Raw genomic sequence first — 21468 nt, 5'->3', positions numbered from 1 at the left:
ATCGAGTAATCTCACGATATGAAAATAGTAATTTTACTAAGAACAAAAAGAAATAATCCGATTAATTCTGATGAGGTAAAGTTGAATGGTCTATTTAAATAGACAGGAAGTCTTGGGAATGCATATTAATTTACCTGGCTTTCGAAAAGCAAATTATCCCCCTACATGCTAATAATCAAGCTATTTTAAAAGAATTTGCAGGAAAGCTTTTATAATTGGTATGGAATCGTAAATTTACGAGATGTCAAACGTGGTTCTACTAATTATTCGTTTCTGAAAGCTGTAAAATATCTTTTTATGATCATAGTATTTCAGAGTGAAAAACAATTAGTTTTGTAGACTACTGCTTATAAGTCAATTACTTAAACCAATTTCCATGACTGCCCAGCAAATTAAAGTGGCCATTGCCGATGACCATAAGATCTTTCGGGATGGTATTAAAATGGCCTTGAGAGACCGCGATTACCTTAAAATTTTATGGGAAGCTGAGGATGGCAAAGACCTCATGCACAAATTGAAGCTTAAGGTGCCTGATGTTCTTTTGATGGATATCCGTATGCCAGAGATTGATGGAGTGAACGCGATAGGTATTTTACGTAAGGAGTATGAAGAGATCAAAATCATAGTACTTACGATGTATGATGACCAGGAAATGATCACAAAAATGATGGAGATGGGAGCTAATGCCTATCTCACCAAAACAACTGATCCTGAAGAGATCTACCAGGCCATCCTTACGTGCATGAATGATGACTTTTATTTCAATGACCTGGTAAACAAGGCAGTTTTGCTGAAACTTCAACACAAGAAAACTGTTCGGCAATTTTACCCCAACCCAATTAAATTCTCAGAGAAGGAAATCAAAATATTAAAATGTATTGCTGAGGATAAAACCACTGAAGAGATTTCCAAAGAGGTTTTTTTAAGTCCCAGGACCATAGAAACCATTCGACAGCAAATGAAACAAAAGGTTGGTGCTAAAACTATTGCTGGTCTTGTTATGTATGCCATGCGCAATAAATTGCTGGAATAATGACCACTGGTACGGATAATATAAATAATTCCTTTTTCGATAGCGTCTATAAAGATGTTTGGAGAATGCTAATTCCTAATGGCCTGACAGAGGCAGAGGTTGATTTCACAATGGAAGCTGCGGCATTGCAGGAAGGCGATAAGGTGCTCGATATCATGTGTGGTTATGGCCGTCACAGCATTGAGTTGGGTAAAAGAGGAGTGAGTGTTACAAGTATTGACAACCTGAAAGATTACATCGAAGAAATCAATACTACAGCCCATGAGCAAAACCTTCCGGTAAGCGCTTTCCAGGCTGGTGTGTTGGAAGTTGAATTGCAGGATAACTATGATGCTATAATCTGCATGGGTAATAGCTTTTCTTTTTTTAATAAAGAAGAAACTTCCCGGATTTTAAAGAAATTGTCTCATAGCCTCAAACCAGGAGGGATATTGATTATCAATTCCTGGATGATTGCCGAGATAGCTCTTAAGCATTTTAAAGAGAAAGACTGGTATCATGTTGGAGATTTTAAATACCTGCTTGACTATAAATTCCATTTCCAACCCAACCGCATTGAGTCTGAACAAACTATAGTTTCGGCCGAGGGTACAGTAGATGTTTTAAAAGGCATAGATTACATTTTCTCGCTGGATGAGTTGGAATCAATGTTCCAGGAAGCTGGGCTCCGTACGCAAGAGCTGTATAGCACTCCAAGAAAAAGAAGATTCATGTTGGGAGATGGAAGGATTTACATCGTGGTAGAAAAGACATCTTAATCCCCTAATTGGTTAAAACCATTTCTAAGTTCAGCATTTACTGGCTATGCTCGTAACTTTACAGATCATGGCTAAGGTAAAGCCCCTATTTTTTAGAACCGGTGGTGGAAATTTTCTAAGTAATCGTACTTTCCACAATCAAAAATAACGTAGTAATACTATATAATATTCCCTCGTTTTTTCCCAAATTGCAGAAGGTTTGGAACCTAGAAGTCTAACTAAAAATTCCTTATGAAAAATCTTGACTCTATTATCAAAGTTGCTATTGCGGATGACCATGCACTTTTCCGTACAGGTGTAAAAACCTCTCTCTCCAGCCGAAAGGACATCCAGATGATTGCAGAAGCTGAAAATGGCATGCAACTAATGAATTTACTAAAGCATATTAAGCCTGATGTTATTCTTCTTGATATACATATGCCAATTATGGATGGGTATACAACATTGCCGGAAATAAAGAAGTTATATCCTGAAATGAAAGTTATCATGCTTTCCATGAATAACGATCCGTCTATTATTACCAAAATGATGGAGATTGGAGCAAATTCCTATTTAACAAAGGAGTCAGATTCGGAAACAATATACCAGGCAATTAAAACTTGCTATGAGCAGGAGTTTTTCTTTAACGATCTGACCAATAAAGCCCTGCTGAATGGCCTGAGAATGAAGAAGCCGCAGGAAAGTCCTATGCAGGAAGTTCATCTTACAGATAAGGAGATCACTATTCTAAAATTAATGTGCGAAGAAAAAAGCACTAAGGAGATTGCAGATATTGTTGATCTTAGTCCCAGGACAGTAGAGGCGATTAGAGACAAACTAAAAACAAAAACCGGGGTTAAATCTATGGCGGGCCTGGTAATGTATGCCGTCAAAGCTGGTATTGTGGAACAAGCCTGAAATCACAACTAAAATACCTTAGCCATTTACTAAAAGAGTAAATGGCTTTTTTTATTCATTTTTGAGGCATGATCCATGTTTGCTTCAATGGCCGGATGATACAACAAAATACACCTGTGTTTACTGTTGATAACAGGGGTTTCAGGTATGGTGATGGCGTATTTGAAACGATGAAAGTTTCAAGAGGCCGGATCCCTCTTGTTGAATTCCACTTTGAAAGACTCATAACGAGTTTAGATTTATTAAAGATCGGGCATTCATTTTTGCAGGAGCAAATAGTGCAATGGATCATGGAATTATGCCAACTGAACCAATGCCTTGAATCTGCCCGGGTTCGCCTGGCAGTTTACAGAAATGCTCATGGTGTTGGCGAGATCATTATTGAGGCACAGTCAATACCCTCAACCGATTTCGAAAACAAATTACAATACATTTCAGTTACCGTGTTTCCCTATGCACGTAAATCAATGGATGTATATGCCAATTTAAAAACTGCCAATTTTCTGCCTTATGTTATGGCAGGCCTGTATGCCATTGATGAAGGGTGTGATGATAGTATTGTATTGAACTGTGAAAATAAAATTTGCGATAGTTCAAAAGCTAATGTCTTTATGATCCATAATAATGAGATTTACACGCCTGCCTTGCACCAGGGATGTGTGAGTGGTGTAATGAGACGTTACCTCATTGATGCTCTTAAAGGATTGAATTATGTCGTTCACCAGCAAGACATTACTGTAGAGGAACTAGTAACTGCAGATGAAATTTTCTTAAGCAATGCCATATTTGGCATCAGGTCAGTAAAAAAATTTAAAGAAAAAAATTACGGCAATATGATTGTCTCAGGAATTTACGAAAGATTGGTTACCCCATTATTTGCTTAACTCCCTGTACTTAAATTGGTCCAATTAGAGAAGCCATTAAAAAATGGCAGCTGTTGTGGTTAGATTATTTTGTGATTGGTATACTTTATATAATTGTTCAATGGCCTTTTTACCCTGTTCTCCTAGGTCAATGCTATGATCATTCACATAAAGTTCAATATGTTGTCTCATAACATGTTCCTCCATGGCCTGTGCATGTTCTTTTATATAGGGAGAAATTTGGGGGTAAGAGTTAAATGAATACTCCACGCTTTTCCTTATCAGCCTGTCTACTTTATCAATTACACCTCTATCCAGATCTTTCCTGGCAGCGATACCGCCCAACGGAATAGGAGCGTTTTGCCGCTCTTCCCACACTTGTCCAAGATCGCATATCTTATGTAATCCTTTTTGCTGGTAGGTAAATCGATTTTCATGAATGATCACCCCCAGGTCAGCCTTTTCTTGCAGCACTGCCTCCTCTATTTGAGAAAATAAATAAGGAATCTTAATGGCAATATTGGGAAAAGCAAAACTCAATAAAAAATTGGCTGTAGTATTTTCTCCGGGGATGGCAATGGTACAATTGGCAACTTCCCTGATGTCTACCATTTTTTTACCTATCAAAAGCGGGCCTACACCTTTGCCTAGGGCTGATCCTGAATTTAATAATGTGTATTTATCCAGGTTGTTAAACAAGGCAGGAAAGCTTAGTTTGGTTATATTCAACTTGCCTGCTGATGCCCACTCGTTCAGGGTTTGAACATCTTCAAGTATGGGTTCGAATTCAATTCCTTCAGTATCTATTTTTTTATTTACCAGTGCATCAAATATAAATGTATCATTCGGGCAGGGAGAAAATCCAAGGCTCAACTTCATAGTCTCACAAATTTTGAAATGATCGGTATTAATTCCTTATTTAAATTGTCAATAGCATCTTTCAATTGCCATTTATTTTTATTTCTTTCACCTGCAAAGTTCGACAATGATCGAACTTGAAGAAAAGGAATATTTTCCATTAATCCCACGTAATGCAAGGCAGCCCCTTCCATAGATTCTATGGAAGCACCAAGTGCATTTTTATAATGATCGATCCGGGAAGGTAAGGTAGTGATCTCGTTGATGGATACACTTTGCAACATTGGTAACATCAATTGGTCCAATATCCCAAAGGTATTTACAAGCCTGCCATTCGTCCAGGGTGCTTCGTTCTTTTGAATAAAGTTCATATCAAAAAGTGAATGGAATCCATCCTGTTCCATTACACCCAGGTCTCCAATAATTTCTGATTCTACCGCAACAACCCTTCCTAACTTCAAATTATAGTCCAATGCACCTGCTATACCTGCCTGGATGATCAGTTGGGGTCTATTTTTACAAACGGACCTGGTAAGCTGGTAAGTGGCTGCAGTCAATCCAACACCTGTTAACAGGATATCAATATTTTTAACCTTTTGGGATTCTATATGTTGTATAATTGGTTCAATCTCAAATCTTGTAGCTGCACAAAGAAGAACTTCCATGGCCCAAAAATCGTAAATTAAATTACTTTTTACCAACCATTACCTTTGCACAATTGTTGTTGACTCTGAATTATGAATAAAAAAGTTGCTGTAGTACGTCGTGAACATTTTAATGCGGCTCATCGTTTATACAGGCCTGATTGGTCTTCTGAAGCCAATACAGCTACTTTTGGAAAATGCAGTTTTCCTAATTTTCATGGTCATAATTATGAATTGGAAATCAAAGTAGTTGGTGAGATCAATAAGGAAACCGGCTTTGTAATGGATCTGAAGATCTTATCTGACCTGGTCAATGATAAAGTATTAGAAAAATTTGATCACAAGAATTTAAATATCGACCTGGAAGAATTTAAGAATCTGAATCCAACAGCGGAAAATATAGCAGTAGTCATTTACAATATCTTGCGCCCGCATATTGAACCATCATTGGATTTGTTCATCAGGCTATTTGAAACACCACGTAATTATGTTGAATATCCAGCTTAAATAATAGATTAGCAATTATGGCATTTCATAAAAAAGAAAGTTTTGATACGGATGTTACCGAAGGATTAATGAATAACTACAGTAGCATTATCAATCTCCTGGGAGAAGATTCGCATAGAGAAGGATTGTTGAAGACCCCCGAGCGCATGGCTAAGGCCATGCAATATATGACCCAGGGCTATAGCCAGGATGCAGTTTCCATACTTAACGGTGCCCGTTTCAGCGAAGAGGTGAGTGAAATGGTGATCGTGAAGGATATTGAACTGTTTTCTATGTGTGAACATCATCTCTTGCCATTTTTCGGTAAGGCGCATATTGCCTATATACCCAATGGTTATATTACAGGCCTTAGTAAACTTGCCCGCGTGGTGGATGTATATTCACGCAGGTTGCAGGTACAGGAAAGACTGACAACACAGATATTAAAAGCTATTAAAGAAAGTCTCAATCCACTGGGTGTGGCTGTCGTTATTGAAGCCAAACACCTGTGCATGATGATGAGAGGCGTTCAAAAGCAAAATTCTGTTACTACCACCTCTTCTTTTGATGGGGAATTTTTAAATAACCACATCACCCGGAACGAGTTTTTAAAATTAATTACTGCTGATCTGGACTAATTAGTAAACTTGCCACATGAAACATGCATTTGTATTTCCCGGCCAGGGAGCCCAGTTCCCGGGAATGGGAAAGTCTCATTATGATAACAGTTCATTTGCTAAAAAGATTTTCGAGCAGGCAAATGAAATATTAGGTTTTAGAATATCAGATGTAATGTTCAACGGCAGCGACGAAGAATTAAAGCAGACCAGGATCACCCAGCCTGCAATTTTCCTGCATTCCATAATTGCCTTTAAAGGAATTGAGAACTTAAGGCCAGATGCCGTTGCCGGCCACTCACTGGGTGAGTTTTCTGCTTTGGTAGCTAATGGAACCTTAAGCCTGGAAAGTGGTTTGTTGCTGGTAAGCCTTCGGGCCCAGGCCATGCAAAAAGCCTGTGAACTGAATCCTTCCACCATGGCAGCTGTTCTTGGCTTGCCAGATCACCAGGTAGAAGAGATCTGTAAAGATGTACAATCAGAGTCCGGGGAGGTTGTTGTGCCTGCAAATTATAATTGCCCTGGTCAGTTGGTTATTTCCGGAAGTCTGAAGGGAATTGATATCGCCTGTGAAAGGCTAAAGTCTGCAGGAGCTAAACGTGCTATGGTTCTGCCTGTTGGTGGCGCATTTCATTCGCCATTGATGGAGCCAGCCCGGAAAGAACTGCAACAGGCCATTGAATCTACAACCTTCCATACGCCTTCATGCCCTGTTTACCAGAATGTGGTAGCTAAAGGGGTGATTAATAAGGACGAGATCAAACAAAACTTAATTGACCAATTAACCGGGGCGGTTAAATGGACGCAATGTGTGCAGGCCATGATCGCTGACGGTGTGTCTAAATTTACTGAAATAGGTCCCGGTAAAGTTCTGCAGGGGCTGATACTAAAGATTAATAAAGAAGTAAGCGCAGAATCGGTAAGTTAAATTTATAAAGAAAATAAAAAGTGGAAGAGGATGTCTGTTAAGGGCATCCTCATTTTTTTTAAATGTTACAATATCCTAATTGTTTGTATAGTCAGTAATTAATACTTCGTTTCAGGCGCTCTTCCATTTTCAAATAGATATTACCTCAGCAGGAACAGTAAATCCGAACAACACTTTACCTAAATATTTCGTATTTTAAGAAAGGGAAAATTGGTGCCACTGGAAGCCTTCAGGGTTTATTAGATACGACCACCTCTAATAAACATTCAATCAATTTGATATTATCTGAAATGTGATACATCAAATTAAAATATACTTCATCCAGTTACCGGTTTATATTTTTTTGAGCTGCCTGATAAATCATCGCGCGAATGCCCAATTTACATCAGGAAATGGTTTCGGTGACCCGGTTTTAAATGTAAATTTTGGTAAAGGCAATGAGGACCCAAATACAATAGGGGCGCCATTATCCCCTGGCAGAACTTCATTTTTATATACAACTAATCTCTGCCCACCTCCTGGATACTATACTGTTGTAAGGAGAATCAATGTGAAAGGCTGTTCTGATGATACATGGATACCCCTCTCAAAAGACCATACGCCTAATATAGAATTTGGTTGTATGATGATAATCAATGACGATGAGGCAACGCATCCAAGATTATTGTTTAGAGATACAGTGCGAAAGTCATTATGTGCAGGTGGACCATACAGGTTTTCCGCATCATTTGTCAATATTGATAAAGAGCGGAAATGCACCCCCCATTTTCCTAAATTTTATTTTAGCCTGGAAACTGAAACTGGCCAGCTATTACAATATTATACCTCAGATGAATTGGGTTATGCTGATACCGTTAGAACCACGTTTACTGAATACGGCTTTAATTTTGTCATGCCGCCAGGCCAGGACAACCTGGTTGTAAAAATTATGGATATTTCGTACGATGGCATAGTAGGTCCGGATTGCGGAGATGATTTTGCGGTTGATGATATTACAGTAACACCTCTTGGTCCTAATGTAACCATATCATTTGAACACCAACCCCCTGAGACATTGGTGAGCAATGTTTGCTTCCAGGATAATAAATCAATAACACTTACTGGCAAAGTTGATCCATACTATGCCAATACAGCGGTGCAATGGCAACAAAGTACAGATGATGGAATTAACTGGACGGATATTCCCGGGGCTACAAGCATAACATACACAAAAACATTTTCAGTTGCTGATACATTTCTTTTTCGTTTGCGGGCATCAGAAGCTTCGCATATTGGTAATACCAACTGCAGTGTTGTATCAAATGTGAAAAGAGTTGCAGTTGATGGTTTGCCTGAAATACATTCCCTGGAGGCCAATTCACCAGTTTGCGTGGGTGACAACCTGGTATTCAAACCGGTATTAGCAGCAACATATGAATGGCATGGTCCGAATGGCTTTTATGATAATTCACCATTTGCCCATATTCCAAAAATAACTTTTGCAGACAGTGGTATGTACTACGTGGAAGCAAAGACTTTGGGTGGATGCAAAGTTACTGACAGTACACATGTGATTGTGATTGGTCCCCACCTGGTGGTGGGTCCTGATCATTCCATATGCAAAGGCGAATTGGTGAAATTACATGCCGAAGGTGGCGACAGCTACTCATGGACACCCACAACTGATATATCAGGAATTCATAGGGCAGAACCTTTGGTTTCTCCTCCCGTTTCTACCAACTATACGGTAAAAATATCCGATCAAACCGGCTGCATTGCTGAAGGAGAAATAGTAGTGAAAGTGATCAATACAATTGCTGTAAATGCTTCTTTCGGGGGTGAAGGTTATTTGTGTCCACCATTGGATTCTGCTTTGTTTACAGATAAAAGCGCGGGAAAGATTATTGAATGGCACTGGGACTTTGGTAATGGAAACGCCAGTTCAGACTCGACTCCAACATTTCAAAAATATATAATAACACCCGGCTCAGCCCCAATTCCTATAACATTAAGCGTTACAGATACAGCCGGTTGTTCTGCTACCACACGGCAATATTTAAAAGTTGCAGCAAATTGTTATATCGCTGTGCCTAATGCATTTACTCCCAATGGAGATGGGTTGAATGATGAATTATCGCCTCTGAATGCCTACAAGGCAACAAATTTACTTTTCCGTGTTTATAACAGGTTTGGCTATTTGCTTTTTGAAACCCGCGACTGGACCCGTAAATGGAATGGCACATTCAGGAATGAAAACCAACCCATGGATACATATATTTGGACGCTGGAATATAATGATGCCACTAAAAAGAAAATTGTACAGAGAGGGACCACTGTATTGATCAGGTGATTTAACTCAGGAATAGAGAATAACTAAGAAAACAATTACTTTTTCTCATTAAAACTGATTCCGCAATTAATCCATTCAGGATCGAAACTAGCCTGGTACTTTTTATAGAAATTGATAGCAGGAACATTCCATTCCAATACCTGCCATTGAATACCCTGCAGATTTCTTCTCCTGGCTTCAGCGAGCAATTCATCGAATAACAATTTCCCCAATCCTTTACCTCTCATTGACTCAGTGACCAGGAGATCTTCGAGGTACATACGCTGTCCCTTCCAGGTGCTGAATCTTATATAAAACAATGCAAAGCCCTGAACCTCTCCATCAACTTCTGCTACAAAGGCCCACCAGACAGGCTGGGCTCCAAAGCCGCTATTTTCAAAATGCTCATAGGAAACTGTCACCTCGTCGGGAGCCTTTTCAAAAACCGCCAATTCCTTCACCAATTGAAGTATCCTTGGACAATCTTCTTTTACAGCCTCACGAATCTTTACAATCATAGGAGATTTTTGCGCGAAAATATTATTATTACGAACGCTTACACTACCCGGAAAATCAAAAAATTATAAGGATTGCTCCAAATCAGCTAAAATATCCTGCAGGTTCTCAATGCCCACGTTCATCCTGATCAGGCCATCTGTAATACCATATTTTTCTCTTTGTTCTTTGGGAACACTGTAATGTGTCATAGAAGCGGGATGAGAAAGCAAGGTATCAACAGTGCCTAAGGAAACAGTTCTTACACACATTTTCAACTTATTCATAAAGTCTATTCCTCCCTGTAATCCTGACTTTAATTCAAAACTAAGCATGGCTCCGGGATGGCGCATTTGTTTTAAAGCTACATTATGGTCAGGGTGAGAAGCGAGGCCGGAATAATTGACTTTGGCAACAGCACTATGATTCTCTAAATATTGGGCTATTTCCATGGCATTACTGCAATGCCTGTCCATTCGGATCTCTAGTGTTTTTATGCCCTGTATCAACAGGAAAGCATCAAACCCATTTGAATTGCCTCCAAGCAAACGATGTACTTTGGTGGCCTTTGTCTTCATAAATTCGATATCTCTGCCTATAAGTACGCCACCTATGGCAGTGCCGTGACCATTTAGGAATTTGGTGGTTGAATGCACAACAAAATCCACATCAAATTTGAATGGTTGTTGCAGGTAGGGCGTGGCAAAAGTATTATCACAGGCAACTATAAGATTGTATTGTTTGCCCAATTTACTGAGGGCTTCAATATCCACACACTGGATAGTTGGATTGGCAGGGGTCTCCAGGTACATTAATTTGATATCCCTGTTCTTTTTCAGCACATCTTCTACTTCGTCTAGCTTTCTAAGGTCAACAATAATAGGTTCAATATTTAATTCCGGTAATATTTTAAAAAGTATCTCATTTGAACCTCCATACAATGAATAATGGGAGAGGACCTTATCGCCAGATTTTAAATTGGAAAATAATAATGTGGAAATAGCTGCCATGCCTGAAGCATGCAGGATTCCCATCACTTCAAGATCCAGCCCAAATGTCTCCAGCGCTGCTATTCTATCTGCAGCTTCTGTCATGGTAGGATTACCCCATCGTGAATATATATACCCTGGCTCTTCGCCACTGAAGCGTTTCATTCCCTGCTCCGCAGTGTCAAATATGAATGTGCTTGAGGCATATATTGGAGTTTGATGGGCATGAAGAGGTTCAGGGTGATGGCCTGCATGCACGGATGCTGAGCCAAATCCTTTCAAAGGGAAGTTTTTATCCATTAGCTGCTTTTGATTTTGTTAATTCGCGTTATCAAATGTATTTACAAATAAAGAAATGAAAGAGCTATTACTTCAACTCTCAGGATACAACACCTGGGCTAATCAACAATTAATAGATCTCATTCAGCAGTTGCCGGAAGAAAAACAAACGCAAACAGTGGCAAGCAGCTTTAATAGTCTTTTAAAGACATCTGTTCATATGTGGGATTCGGAATCTATTTGGTGGCAAAGGTTGAAGTTGAGTGAAAGGATCATAGTGCCCTCGGAAACGTTCAACGGAAATTTTAAAGCAGCAGCTTACCAGCTCTTGCAACAAAACAGGCAATGGACAGAATGGATCACCAATTCGCAGGAACATATGTTTCAGCATGAATTCATTTATATGAATTCAAAGAAGGAGCAATTTAAGCAACCGGTTTACCAGGTGTTGGTACATGTATTTAATCATGGTACCTATCACAGGGGGCAGTTGGTAACAATATTAAGGCAGTTAGGCGTTGATAAGATACCCCAAACAGATTATATAGTCTGGACAAGGAAAAACCGTTGAATCATTGATAGCTATTTGTTATCGGGAGGTGGCACTAATTCTGGCGCATCGTCATGGGTGAGATCTTCCATGTTCCTGTCATTGGCAATTTTACCTGTTTCTTCCAGCATGCGCATATCCTTGGCATCGCGCAGGAATTCTGAAGCAAATATGAAATCATTCAGTCGCTGATTTTTACTGAAGATGATTTCTTTATTATTTCCTTCCCATTCTTTTTCACCCTGGTACATGTAAATAATATGATCTCCAATTTCCATCACGCTGTTCATGTCATGGGTATTAACAATGGTGGTGATCTTATATTCTTCTGTTATCTCTTTGATCAACTGGTCTATCAGCCCGGATGTCTGGGGGTCAAGACCCGAATTGGGTTCATCTACAAAAAGGTATTTTGGATTGAGCACGATTGCTCTTGCAATACCTACCCGTTTCATCATACCGCCACTCAATTCTGCAGGGAATTTTTTATTGGCACCTTCCAGGTTCACCCTCTTTAATACCTCGTTTACCCTGTCCATTTTTTGTTTTCTGGTATCACGGGTAAACATATCGAGAGGGAAAATGATATTTTCTTCTACTGTCATACTGCTAAAAAGTGCTGAACCCTGGAAAAGCATGCCTATTTCTTTCCTCACTTCCTTTTTTTGCTCTACGGACATTTTAGTGAAGTTCTTCCCATCGTACAGGATGTCCCCATTATCCGGTTGAAACAGTCCGACAAGGCATTTCATGAAAACAGTTTTACCACTTCCACTGCTACCAATAATCAGGTTGCATTGTCCGGGCAACATGTTCACATTAACATCCTTCAGAATGGTCTTGCCCGCAAAGCCTTTTCCTAAATTTTTTACCTCAATCATTTTTCAATAATATGGCTGCAAGGAAATAATCAGCAAATAGCACAGCAACACAGGTAACTACAACCGCCTTGGTACTGGCCCGGCCAATTTCAAGGGCACCCCCCTTCACATTATATCCATAATATGCTGGTATGCTTGAAATGAGGAAGGCGAAAGTGTAGGCTTTCGCCATGGCAAAAAATACATTATAAGGTATAAAGCCTGCAAATAAGCCTTTGTTGAATTCGTCTGATGATATGATACCTGACATTGTACCTGCCAATTTTCCACCCCAAATACCAAGCATGGCAGCGATCACTATCAGCATAGGAATGACCACTAAAGCGGCAAGGATCTTTGGGAGTACCAGGTAAGCTTTTGTGTTAATGCCCATTATTTCCAGGGCATCAATTTGTTCTGAAACCCGCATATTGCCTAGTTCACCTGCTATCTTACTGCCTACTACACCAGCCAATACAATGGATACAAGTGTAGGTGCAAATTCCAGGATCACGGTATCACGAACCACCTGGGCTATAGTAAACTTGGGAATTAAAGGATTGGTAAGCTGGTAGGCTGTCTGAACCGTAGATACCGCTCCCATGAATACGGAAATGATCACTACGATCCACAATGAGCCCATTCCGATCTCCGAGCATTGGTGCATGAATTCCTTCCAATACATCCTCCAGTTTTCCGGTTTGGAAAACATGCCTTTGATCATCAATAAATATTTCCCGATCTCGCTGAAAAAACCCATAGCCAAATTGTTATTATGTGCCGGCAGATGAACTGGTAAGCAACTTATACATTAATATTCAAAGCTCAAAACAGCTCTCTTGATCGACCGGAACTTTATTCCCACTAGCTTTTCTTCTTAAATCTTTTCCACCAGGGAGATTTCCTGATCAATTCTTCCGTTTCCGCCTGGCTTTTCAATTGGGCATCCACTACTGCTATCATTGCCATATTAACGATATTACGAACAGAGCTCCCCAATTGAAGGATATGCACCGGCTTCTTCAAACCTAATAAAATCGGGCCAATAGCATCCGCTGCTCCAACTTCCTTTAAAAGGTTATACGCAATATTACCTGAGGCCAGGTTGGGGAAGATCAGGGTATTGACATCTTTATCAACCAGTTCGCTGAATGGATAATTTTCCTTTAATAAATTATTATTGAAAGCCACACTTGCCTGCATTTCACCATCAACAATCAAATTAGGCATTTGTTGTTTCACCAAAGCCCTTGCTTTGGCTACCAGGTGCGCCTCAGGAGAGTTGCTGCTGCCAAAATTGGAATAGCTAAGCATAGCAATCCTTGGTATTATATTAAAATGCCTCATTTCCCTGGCTACCAGTAAGGTAATCTCCGCTAATTCCTCGGCGGTAGGGTTAAAGTTCACCGTTGTGTCACCTAGGAATAATGGTCCCCTTTTGGTAAGCATCAGGTACATGCCCGCTATGCGTTTGGTGCCTTCTTCAATACCAATACACTGTATGGCTGGCCGTATCGTATCCGGGTAATTTTTTGAAAGCCCTGAGATCATGGCATCTGCATCGCCTGTCTCCACCATCATGCATCCAAAATAATTACGATCCTTCATGATCTTTTTGGATTCATAGTAATTGAATCCTTTGCGTTGACGCTTCTGGAAGAAAAGTTCAGCGTATTTATTACGTTTTTCTTCCATGGCATCGCTTCTTGGATCATAAATCGGTAAACCTTCGAGGTCTATTCCATTAGCTTGCGCAATGATCCGGATCTTATTCTCATCACCTAAAAGAATAGGATATCCTATGCCTTCATCAATAACAATTTGAGCAGCCTTCAGGATCTTGACATTTTCCGCTTCAGCAAATACGATGCGTCTTGGGTCACGCCTTGCTTTATTGCCAAGTATTCTCATTACCTGGTTATCCAACCCTAACCTGCGGTTCAGATCATTGGTATAGGCTTCCCAGTCTGTAATGGGTTTTGATGCGACCCCACTTTCCATTGCAGCTTTGGCCACTGCCGGTGCTACCACCGATAATAAGCGGGGATCAAGAGGTTTAGGAATAATATATTCAGGTCCGAACATAATGGTCTTTTCATTATAGGCAAGATTCACAATGTCCGGCACAGGAGATTGTGCCATTTCGGCCAGTGCTTTAACTGCGGCCAGCTTCATAGCCTCATTGATCTGCGTGGCCCTTACATCCAGGGCACCGCGGAATATGTAGGGAAAGCCTAAAACATTATTTACCTGGTTGGGATAATCACTTCTGCCCGTAGCCATGATCACATCCTTTCTGGCACTGGTAGCTTCCTCCCAACTGATCTCCGGGTCGGGATTGGCCATGGCAAAAACAATAGGATTCTTTGCCATCGCCTTGATCATATCTCCATTCACCACATTTCCTACACTTAATCCAACAAATACATCCGCATCTTTCAATGCCTTATCAAGGGATAATTCTTCTTTGGCATTGGCAAATTTCTTTTTGAATTCTTCCAGGTCGGTCCGGCCGAAATGCAAAACACCTTTCCTGTCAAATACGTAAAAGTTTTCTGGCTTTGCTCCCAGGGAAACATACAACTGGATGCAGGCCATGGCAGCTGCACCAGCCCCATTGACCACGAATCTCACCTTGTCTATTTTCTTTTTCTGTATCTGTAAGGCATTTAATAAAGCCGCCGCACTGATGATGGCAGTCCCGTGCTGGTCATCATGCATCACGGGTATGGTCAGTTGCTCACGTAATTTCTTTTCTATGTAAAAGCATTCAGGTGCTTTGATATCCTCAAGGTTGATACCACCAAATGTGGGCTCAAGGGCTTTTACTATCTGTACAAATTTCTCAGGGTCTTTTTCATTGATCTCAATATCAAAAACATCTATATCTGCGAATATTTTGAAAAGCACTCCCTTGCCTTCCATCACAGGTTTGCTGGCTTCTGGACCAATATCTCCCAGGCCAAGGACGGCAGTGCCATTACTGATCACAGCTACCAGGTTGCCCTTGGCTGTATATTTATATACATCTTCTTTGTTAGCTGCAATTTCCTTGCAAGGTTCAGCCACTCCCGGAGAGTAGGCCAGTGATAGATCCCTTTGGGTTTTAGCTTCCTTGGTAGGTACTACTTCTATTTTACCTGGTTTTCCTTTAGAATGGTAGCGTAATGCTTCTTCTTTTCTTAAATCTCTCTGCATAATTTTCTTTTGGCAATCAAAAAAGGAAAAGCGAACAGTTATATTTTTTCACTTTTACCAGTTCAGTTACGTTTCAAATTGACCTGGCAACTGGTACAAAGACCAATTGACGGGTAACTGAATCTGGCAAAAGTAATGTACTATAATTAACTCTGGAAAGAGGCTGTTGCGCCAAGGGTTGCCATAATACCTATCCCTGTTTCTATGGCGCTTTCATCAATATTAAACTTTGGAGTATGAACGCCGGAAATTATTCCTTTGGCTGCATTGGCAGTACCCAGCCGGAAAAAACAGCCCGGTATCTGTTGTGAATAGTAACCAAAATCTTCAGCTCCCATTCTTATTTCTGTTTCTCCAACCTTTTCAGCCCCTAAATAAGATTCTGCTATTTTCCGGGCACTGTTGTTTAGGTCTTCATTATTATATACAGTTGGATAACCTACATCTATATGCACGTCGATCTCCGCGCCCATGGAATGTACCAGTTCAGTAGACAATTTCCTGATGATATCGTGTGCCTTAAAGCGCCATTTTTCATCCATTGCCCTGAATGTTCCCATCAATTTCACTTCAGAAGGAATAACATTGGTTGTGTATCCACCCTGGAAAGAAGTGATGGAAAGTACAGAAGGAGATAAGGGGTCGCAATTCCGGCTGATGACTTGTTGCAATGCCACAATCAAATGGCTGGCAATTAAAATGGTATCAGCAGTAAGGTGAGGAGCGGCAGCATGACCGCCTTTACTCCTGATGGTCATATAGATCTCATCCGCGCTTGCCATCACCTTGCCTGCCCTGAAACTAAGATTGCCAACCTCTAGCTGTGGATTGACATGCAGGGCAAATATGGCCTCAGGCTTTGGACTTTCAAGAACTTTCTCTTTGATAAGGAGACTGGCACCCCCGGGATTCTTTTCCTCGCCGGGTTGGAAGATCAATTTGACGGTTCCTTCCCATTCGTCTTTTGTTTGCGATAATATTTTTGATGCCCCCAGCAGGCAGGTAGTATGTACATCGTGTCCACAGGCATGCATAATTCCCGGCTTTGTAGATTTGTAGGGTATGTCATTTTCTTCAACGATAGGAAGAGCGTCCATATCACCCCGTAAGGCAATGACCCTTGAAGAAGGGTTTTTACCTTCTATTATACCAATGACCCCTGTGTTGGCCTTTACCTGGAAGGGTATATTATAAGAGGTAAGTTTTTCCTGTACAAATCTGGAAGTTTCAAATTCCTGGTAACTTAATTCAGGATGGGCATGCAGGTGATGCCTGATCTCAATAAATTCAGGAGCCAGGTCCTTAGCTAAGTCTTTGATCTTTTGTATAAGCATGGTAATAACTGATGTGCAAAAGTCAGTTATTTAGCTGAAACAGGAATGAAGGTGATAATTACATATCTTTTGAGTCAGTGTTATCTTTCTCAGGAGTTATCTCAATGGTGTCATTGATAATATATACGCCTTTAGGAAAAACGGCATTTAAATTTTTCCTGTAGCGGTCAGCTTCATCACGTGTTCTGAAATTACCGGCTTTTAATTTGAAATAAGGGGTCTGGTAAATGAGGTAGGCCTTTAGCTCAGGGAAATAGGTATAGATCTTTGTTTTGGCATCAATAGCTTCATTACGTTTGTTGGTATTAATTACCAGTAACCGATAGCCGTGCATGGAACGTGCAGAGGCTTTTTTGATCGCTGCATTTAAAGCCGCCTGTTTTTTAGCAAGGGCATCTATCCTTGCATCTTTATGTATAACTACTGAATTGGTATCAGGATAAGCATTCACCTGCGCAATCACAAAATTGAAACTTAAAATTCCGGCCAGTAGGAGAAGACTTTTCATGATGGGCATAATTAAGCAATAACCAAAAATAGTTCCAACTTTGTTTCTTTATTGTTAATAGCCGCCTTCTGATACCTTTTCGCCATTGACTATGGCAACACCTGCACTACAGCCCAAACGGGTAGCCCCTGCATCAACCAGTTGCTTTGCAAATTCATATGTCCTGATACCACCACTGGCTTTGATCTGGATGGTTTCAGGTAAATGCTTCCGCATGATCTCTACTGCTTCCACGGAAGCTCCTTTATCAGCATAGCCGGTAGAAGTTTTCAAAAAGTTGATGGGAAAATGTTTGTAAAGTTCACAGCATTTTATAACCTCCTCGTTGGACAGTATACCGCTTTCGATGATCAGTTTGAGAACAGCACCATTTTCTTTGATCACAGTGCTGATCTCTTCCATCTCCTTTTCCAGGTAGGCTATGTCATTGCTTTTGAAAGCAGCTATATTCATCACCATATCCAATTCTTCGGCTCCATCCTTTAAAGCCTCTTTAATTTCTTTGCGTTTAGCTTTATAATGGCTATATCCGAAGGGAAACCCGATCACAGTAGCTAATTTTACTTTCTTCTTTTGCAGCACCTGGCTTGCATCCCTTACATAATAAGGCGGCACACATACAGCCGCAAAGCCATATTCCATTGCTTCCTCGCATACCTTTTCAATTTCAGCAAGTGTTGTAGTTGGTTTCAGAATGGTGTGATCTATAAATTGTGCAATGTTCATATAAAAAGTATTTATTTTTAGAACTTTTGAATTTATCCACAACAAAGTAATTTAAATTTTACCCAACATGAGAAAAGCACACTGCTTTTTACTTTCATGCACATTATTAATTGGTATTGTGCTGCATGCGCAAACCAGTTTCCCGGTAAACGGTGTAGCCGATGAACGAAGTGGCTATTACGTATTTACCAACGCAACAATTGTGAAAGATCCTTCCACAACAATTCCCAACGCAACCATGATCATAAAGGATGGGAAAATTGTAGCAGTTGGAAAGGATATCAAAATTCCACAGGATGCTGTTGCAATAGATTGTAAGGGTAGATATATCTATCCATCCTTTATTGATATCTATTCAGATTATGGCATGCCTGCCCAGCAAGCAAGTGGAGCTGGGTTTAATTTTTTTGGTGCTTCTCAATTTAATTCTGCTACCAAGGGAGCATATGGCTGGAACCAGGCCATTAAAAGTGAAGTAGATGCCTATAGAGTTTTTTCCAAAGATGAAAACAAGGCAAATAGCCTGAGAGAAATTGGGTTTGGTACAGTACTCACCCATGTAAAGGATGGAATAGCACGTGGCACCGGTTCTATGGTAACCCTGGCAGATGATAAGGAAAACTTTTCTATCATTAAAGAAAAAGCTTCAGCTAATTATTCTTTTAATAAAGGCACATCCACCCAAAGCTATCCCAGTTCTATGATGGGCATGATTGCCTTATTGCGTCAAACTTTCCTGGATGCACAATGGTATAAGCAAAAGCCTGCAGGAGAAGGTTTGAACCTGAGCCTACAGGCTTGGTTGGATAACCAGTCATTACCACAGATCTTTGATGCAGGAGATAAATGGAATGACCTGCGGGCAGACAGGATCGGCGATGAATTTGGGGTTCAATATATAATAAAAGGGGGAGGCAACGAATACCAGCGCATCAGGGAAGTCAAATCAACTAATGCCACTTATATCCTCTCTCTTAATTTTCCCCAAGCCATTGATGTGGAAGACCCTAACGATGCCAGGTTTGTATCAGTCAGTGATATGAAACATTGGGAACTGGCACCCACAAACCCTGCCGCTCTTGAAAAAGCCGGGATTCCTTTTTGTCTTACTACTGCCGATCTACGGGATGCCAAACAGTTTATTGCGAACCTGAGATTGGCCTTTCAATATGGGTTAACCGAAAACGCAGCATTAAATGCCCTTACCAAAACTCCCGCTACGGCCTTGGGAGTGTATAGCCAGGTAGGTAGCCTTGAGGCGGGGAAACTGGCCAACTTTATCATTACTTCAGGGCCGGTTTTCAATGAAAAAACCCAGATCATACAAAACTGGATTCAGGGGAAAAAGTATGGAGTGAAGGATGATATTTATGATGAAATGCGTGGAAAATACAAGCTAGTATTAAACACGTTAAATGGCCCGGTGAATTATACCCTTGATTTTAAATCGCCTTCCAGCGCAAGCCTGATCGGTAAAGACACGGTCACTTCAAAATTCTATTTTGATGGCCGTCAGGTGCGCATAAATGTGGCCCCTGAAAGAAGAGTGGATAATAATCTTCGGTTAAGTGGCATGGTGAATGGCACACAATGGACGGGTACAGGGGAGGATAGTTCAGGTAATCGTTTCACATGGACTGCATTTTATTCTGGTGCCCTGGTGGAGAAAGCAGATAGTGCAAGGAAGCGTCCTTCAGGACCAATAGGCAAGGTGACTTACCCTTTTATGCCATTTGGCTGGGAAGAAGCACAGGCGCCAAGGCAGGAAACTATTTTAGTGAAGAATGCAACTGTCTGGACCAATGAAAAAGACGGTATACTTCAAAATACTGATGTATTGATCCGTAATGGTAAGATAGCTGCTGTGGGTAAAAACCTGCAGGCTAATGATGCCCACCTAATTGATGGTACAGGAAAGCATGTTACCCCGGGTATAATTGATGAACATTCACACATTGCCGCAGCTTCCATTAATGAAGGGGGGCAGAGTGTATCATCTGAAGTGCGCATAGCTGATAATTTAAATCCCGATGACATCAATATTTACAGGCAATTGAGTGGCGGTGTTACAACATCACATATACTGCATGGCTCGGCAAATACCATAGGCGGCCAAACGCAACTGATCAAGTTGAGGTGGGGTGCAAATGACGAAGACCTGAAATTTAAAAGATCAGCACCCTTTATCAAATTTGCCCTGGGGGAGAATGTAAAAAGGTCTCCGGCAAATGCAGGCCAGCAAAACAGGTTTCCCGATACAAGAATGGGAGTGGAAGAAGTTCTAACTGATGCCTTCACCCGTGCTAAAGATTACGAAAGGGCGTGGAAAGAGTATGAAGCATCAAGGAATAAAAAAGGCACCATTATTCCCAGGAGGGATTTGGAATTGGATGCGCTGGTAGAAATATTAAATAATAAACGTTTTATCACCTGCCATTCCTATGTTCAAAGTGAGATCACCAGTGCCATGAGAGTAGCAGATAAAATGGGTTATAAGGTTAATACTTTCACCCATATACTGGAGGGTTATAAAGTGGCGGATAAAATGAAAGCCCATGGAGCAAATGCTTCCACATTCTCTGACTGGTGGGCCTATAAAATGGAAGTGCAGGATGCCATTCCATATAATGCCGCAATTATGAGCAGGGTTGGCCTGAATGTAGCCATCAATTCCGATGATGCTGAAATGGCCAGGCGCCTGAACCAGGAAGCAGCCAAGATCGTTAAGTATGGTGGTGTAACTGAAGAAGAGGCCTTGAAGATGGTTACTTTAAATCCTGCTAAAATGCTTCATGTAGAAGATAAGGTTGGTAGCCTTAAAATTGGAAAAGATGGAGACATAGTAGTATGGAGTGATAACCCATTAAGTATTTATGCTAAATCCGAATACACTATTGTTGATGGCACTATTTATTTTGACAGGGTGAAGGATGAGCAGCTGCAAAAGCAGGTAGATGCTGAAAGAGCCCGGCTGGTGAAAAAAATGATAGGGGAGAAAAGAAGCGGAGCTCCTGTGCAGCAGGCTATTCCAAGTTATGAGATCATGCATTCCTGCTCCGATCATATGCATAACCATGGCCTGTTGGTGATTGATGCCAATGAAGTTGATAATTAATGATAGTATCATTGAGAAAAAA

Annotated in this window: 20 protein-coding genes; 10 read left to right on the top strand and 10 right to left on the bottom strand. The window is 40.7% G+C overall.

Features of this window, described 5'->3' with window-relative positions; translation table 11 throughout:
* Positions 1-376 precede the first annotated feature (376 nt).
* From BP74_RS17535 to BP74_RS17520, 4 genes are all read left to right on the top strand, one after another.
* On the top strand, positions 377-1033 hold the full coding sequence (locus BP74_RS17535) for a response regulator transcription factor (protein WP_072836909.1): 657 nt from the start codon (positions 377-379) through the stop codon (positions 1031-1033).
* Entirely contained in the window at positions 1033-1791 is a 759-nt protein-coding gene (locus BP74_RS17530; protein WP_496376067.1) for an SAM-dependent methyltransferase, read from the top strand. Before BP74_RS17535 ends, BP74_RS17530 begins: the two co-directional genes overlap by 1 nt.
* 231 nt (positions 1792-2022) lie before the next feature.
* Positions 2023-2688 carry a response regulator gene (locus BP74_RS17525; protein WP_496376065.1) on the top strand — a complete coding sequence of 222 codons (666 nt, stop codon included), beginning with the start codon at positions 2023-2025 and terminating at the stop codon, positions 2686-2688.
* 68 nt (positions 2689-2756) lie between these two features.
* Positions 2757-3572, top strand: a complete 816-nt coding sequence (locus BP74_RS17520; protein ID WP_496376063.1) for an aminotransferase class IV — start codon at positions 2757-2759, stop codon at positions 3570-3572.
* Positions 3573-3608: 36 nt separating this feature from the next.
* Here BP74_RS17520 and BP74_RS17515 read toward each other — a convergent pair whose 3' ends face one another.
* Together BP74_RS17515 and mqnB are read right to left on the bottom strand one after the other, a co-directional pair.
* Positions 3609-4430 carry a 1,4-dihydroxy-6-naphtoate synthase gene (locus BP74_RS17515; protein ID WP_496376061.1) on the bottom strand — a complete coding sequence of 274 codons (822 nt, stop codon included), beginning with the start codon at positions 4428-4430 and terminating at the stop codon, positions 3609-3611.
* Entirely contained in the window at positions 4427-5074 is a 648-nt protein-coding gene (mqnB, locus tag BP74_RS17510; RefSeq protein ID WP_496376059.1) for a futalosine hydrolase, read from the bottom strand. The genes BP74_RS17515 and mqnB overlap by 4 nt, the downstream gene beginning before the upstream one ends.
* A gap of 72 nt (positions 5075-5146) precedes the next feature.
* Between mqnB and BP74_RS17505 the strand changes: the two genes are divergently transcribed.
* From BP74_RS17505 to BP74_RS17490, 4 genes are all read left to right on the top strand, one after another.
* The gene (locus BP74_RS17505; RefSeq protein ID WP_496376057.1) at positions 5147-5560 is read left to right on the top strand and encodes a 6-pyruvoyl trahydropterin synthase family protein; all 414 of its coding nucleotides are present in this window, start codon (positions 5147-5149) and stop codon (positions 5558-5560) included.
* Positions 5561-5577: 17 nt separating this feature from the next.
* Positions 5578-6177 (top strand): GTP cyclohydrolase I FolE, encoded by a 600-nt coding sequence (folE, locus tag BP74_RS17500; protein WP_496376055.1) that lies wholly within the window; start codon positions 5578-5580, stop codon positions 6175-6177.
* A gap of 16 nt (positions 6178-6193) precedes the next feature.
* Entirely contained in the window at positions 6194-7084 is an 891-nt protein-coding gene (gene fabD / locus BP74_RS17495) for an ACP S-malonyltransferase (RefSeq protein ID WP_496376053.1), read from the top strand.
* A 622-nt stretch (positions 7085-7706) separates the two neighbouring features.
* On the top strand, positions 7707-9413 hold the full coding sequence (locus BP74_RS17490; protein WP_496376051.1) for a T9SS type B sorting domain-containing protein: 1707 nt from the start codon (positions 7707-7709) through the stop codon (positions 9411-9413).
* A gap of 35 nt (positions 9414-9448) precedes the next feature.
* Here BP74_RS17490 and BP74_RS17485 read toward each other — a convergent pair whose 3' ends face one another.
* Positions 9449-9910 carry a GNAT family N-acetyltransferase gene (locus BP74_RS17485; protein ID WP_496376049.1) on the bottom strand — a complete coding sequence of 154 codons (462 nt, stop codon included), beginning with the start codon at positions 9908-9910 and terminating at the stop codon, positions 9449-9451.
* A 63-nt stretch (positions 9911-9973) separates the two neighbouring features.
* The gene (locus BP74_RS17480; RefSeq protein ID WP_496376047.1) at positions 9974-11176 is read right to left on the bottom strand and encodes a trans-sulfuration enzyme family protein; all 1203 of its coding nucleotides are present in this window, start codon (positions 11174-11176) and stop codon (positions 9974-9976) included.
* Positions 11177-11231: 55 nt separating this feature from the next.
* On the opposite strand from BP74_RS17480, the gene BP74_RS17475 reads away from it, so the two are divergent.
* Positions 11232-11726, top strand: a complete 495-nt coding sequence (locus BP74_RS17475; RefSeq protein WP_496376045.1) for a DinB family protein — start codon at positions 11232-11234, stop codon at positions 11724-11726.
* A gap of 11 nt (positions 11727-11737) precedes the next feature.
* Here the strand turns inward: BP74_RS17475 and BP74_RS17470 are convergent, their stop codons facing one another.
* The 6 genes from BP74_RS17470 to deoC all read right to left on the bottom strand — a co-directional run bounded on the left by BP74_RS17470 (position 11738) and on the right by deoC (position 18331).
* A complete protein-coding gene (locus tag BP74_RS17470) occupies positions 11738-12586 on the bottom strand; it encodes an ABC transporter ATP-binding protein (protein ID WP_496376043.1) in 849 nt (282 codons plus the stop codon).
* Positions 12579-13325: an MlaE family ABC transporter permease gene (locus tag BP74_RS17465; protein WP_496376041.1), complete on the bottom strand. Its 747-nt coding sequence runs from the start codon at positions 13323-13325 to the stop codon at positions 12579-12581. Before BP74_RS17465 ends, BP74_RS17470 begins: the two co-directional genes overlap by 8 nt.
* Before the next feature lie 104 nt (positions 13326-13429).
* Positions 13430-15763: an NADP-dependent malic enzyme gene (locus BP74_RS17460; RefSeq protein WP_496376039.1), complete on the bottom strand. Its 2334-nt coding sequence runs from the start codon at positions 15761-15763 to the stop codon at positions 13430-13432.
* Positions 15764-15909: 146 nt separating this feature from the next.
* Positions 15910-17097, bottom strand: coding sequence for a M20 metallopeptidase family protein (locus BP74_RS17455; RefSeq protein ID WP_496376037.1), 1188 nt, complete (start codon positions 17095-17097; stop codon positions 15910-15912).
* 58 nt (positions 17098-17155) lie between these two features.
* On the bottom strand, positions 17156-17605 hold the full coding sequence (locus BP74_RS17450; protein ID WP_496376035.1) for an SPOR domain-containing protein: 450 nt from the start codon (positions 17603-17605) through the stop codon (positions 17156-17158).
* A 54-nt stretch (positions 17606-17659) separates the two neighbouring features.
* Positions 17660-18331, bottom strand: a complete 672-nt coding sequence (deoC, locus tag BP74_RS17445; protein ID WP_496376033.1) for a deoxyribose-phosphate aldolase — start codon at positions 18329-18331, stop codon at positions 17660-17662.
* Between the two features lie 67 nt (positions 18332-18398).
* On the opposite strand from deoC, the gene BP74_RS17440 reads away from it, so the two are divergent.
* A complete protein-coding gene (locus BP74_RS17440) occupies positions 18399-21446 on the top strand; it encodes an amidohydrolase family protein (protein WP_496376031.1) in 3048 nt (1015 codons plus the stop codon).
* Positions 21447-21468: the final 22 nt, after the last annotated feature.

It is taken from the genome of Flavisolibacter ginsengiterrae DSM 18136, from assembly GCF_059568575.1.
Note: the sequence above shows the minus strand (reverse complement) of the source record. Positions and strands in the feature narration are given on the sequence as shown.

Excerpts from the sequence above, each read along its gene's own strand:
- BP74_RS17515 (WP_496376061.1), bottom strand. The coding sequence starts at position 4,430 with ATGAAGTTGAGCCTTGGATTTTCTCCCTGCCCGAATGATACATTTATA.
- BP74_RS17460 (WP_496376039.1), bottom strand. The coding sequence starts at position 15,763 with ATGCAGAGAGATTTAAGAAAAGAAGAAGCATTACGCTACCATTCTAAA.
- BP74_RS17520 (WP_496376063.1), top strand. The coding sequence starts at position 2,757 with ATGATCCATGTTTGCTTCAATGGCCGGATGATACAACAAAATACACCT.
- BP74_RS17485 (WP_496376049.1), bottom strand. The coding sequence starts at position 9,910 with ATGATTGTAAAGATTCGTGAGGCTGTAAAAGAAGATTGTCCAAGGATA.
- BP74_RS17455 (WP_496376037.1), bottom strand. The coding sequence starts at position 17,097 with ATGCTTATACAAAAGATCAAAGACTTAGCTAAGGACCTGGCTCCTGAA.
- BP74_RS17480 (WP_496376047.1), bottom strand. The coding sequence starts at position 11,176 with ATGGATAAAAACTTCCCTTTGAAAGGATTTGGCTCAGCATCCGTGCAT.
- folE (WP_496376055.1), top strand. The coding sequence starts at position 5,578 with ATGGCATTTCATAAAAAAGAAAGTTTTGATACGGATGTTACCGAAGGA.
- mqnB (WP_496376059.1), bottom strand. The coding sequence starts at position 5,074 with ATGGAAGTTCTTCTTTGTGCAGCTACAAGATTTGAGATTGAACCAATT.
- BP74_RS17525 (WP_496376065.1), top strand. The coding sequence starts at position 2,023 with ATGAAAAATCTTGACTCTATTATCAAAGTTGCTATTGCGGATGACCAT.
- BP74_RS17505 (WP_496376057.1), top strand. The coding sequence starts at position 5,147 with ATGAATAAAAAAGTTGCTGTAGTACGTCGTGAACATTTTAATGCGGCT.
- BP74_RS17535 (WP_072836909.1), top strand. The coding sequence starts at position 377 with ATGACTGCCCAGCAAATTAAAGTGGCCATTGCCGATGACCATAAGATC.
- BP74_RS17470 (WP_496376043.1), bottom strand. The coding sequence starts at position 12,586 with ATGATTGAGGTAAAAAATTTAGGAAAAGGCTTTGCGGGCAAGACCATT.
- fabD (WP_496376053.1), top strand. The coding sequence starts at position 6,194 with ATGAAACATGCATTTGTATTTCCCGGCCAGGGAGCCCAGTTCCCGGGA.
- deoC (WP_496376033.1), bottom strand. The coding sequence starts at position 18,331 with ATGAACATTGCACAATTTATAGATCACACCATTCTGAAACCAACTACA.
- BP74_RS17465 (WP_496376041.1), bottom strand. The coding sequence starts at position 13,325 with ATGGGTTTTTTCAGCGAGATCGGGAAATATTTATTGATGATCAAAGGC.
- BP74_RS17475 (WP_496376045.1), top strand. The coding sequence starts at position 11,232 with ATGAAAGAGCTATTACTTCAACTCTCAGGATACAACACCTGGGCTAAT.
- BP74_RS17450 (WP_496376035.1), bottom strand. The coding sequence starts at position 17,605 with ATGAAAAGTCTTCTCCTACTGGCCGGAATTTTAAGTTTCAATTTTGTG.
- BP74_RS17440 (WP_496376031.1), top strand. The coding sequence starts at position 18,399 with ATGAGAAAAGCACACTGCTTTTTACTTTCATGCACATTATTAATTGGT.
- BP74_RS17490 (WP_496376051.1), top strand. The coding sequence starts at position 7,707 with ATGATGATAATCAATGACGATGAGGCAACGCATCCAAGATTATTGTTT.
- BP74_RS17530 (WP_496376067.1), top strand. The coding sequence starts at position 1,033 with ATGACCACTGGTACGGATAATATAAATAATTCCTTTTTCGATAGCGTC.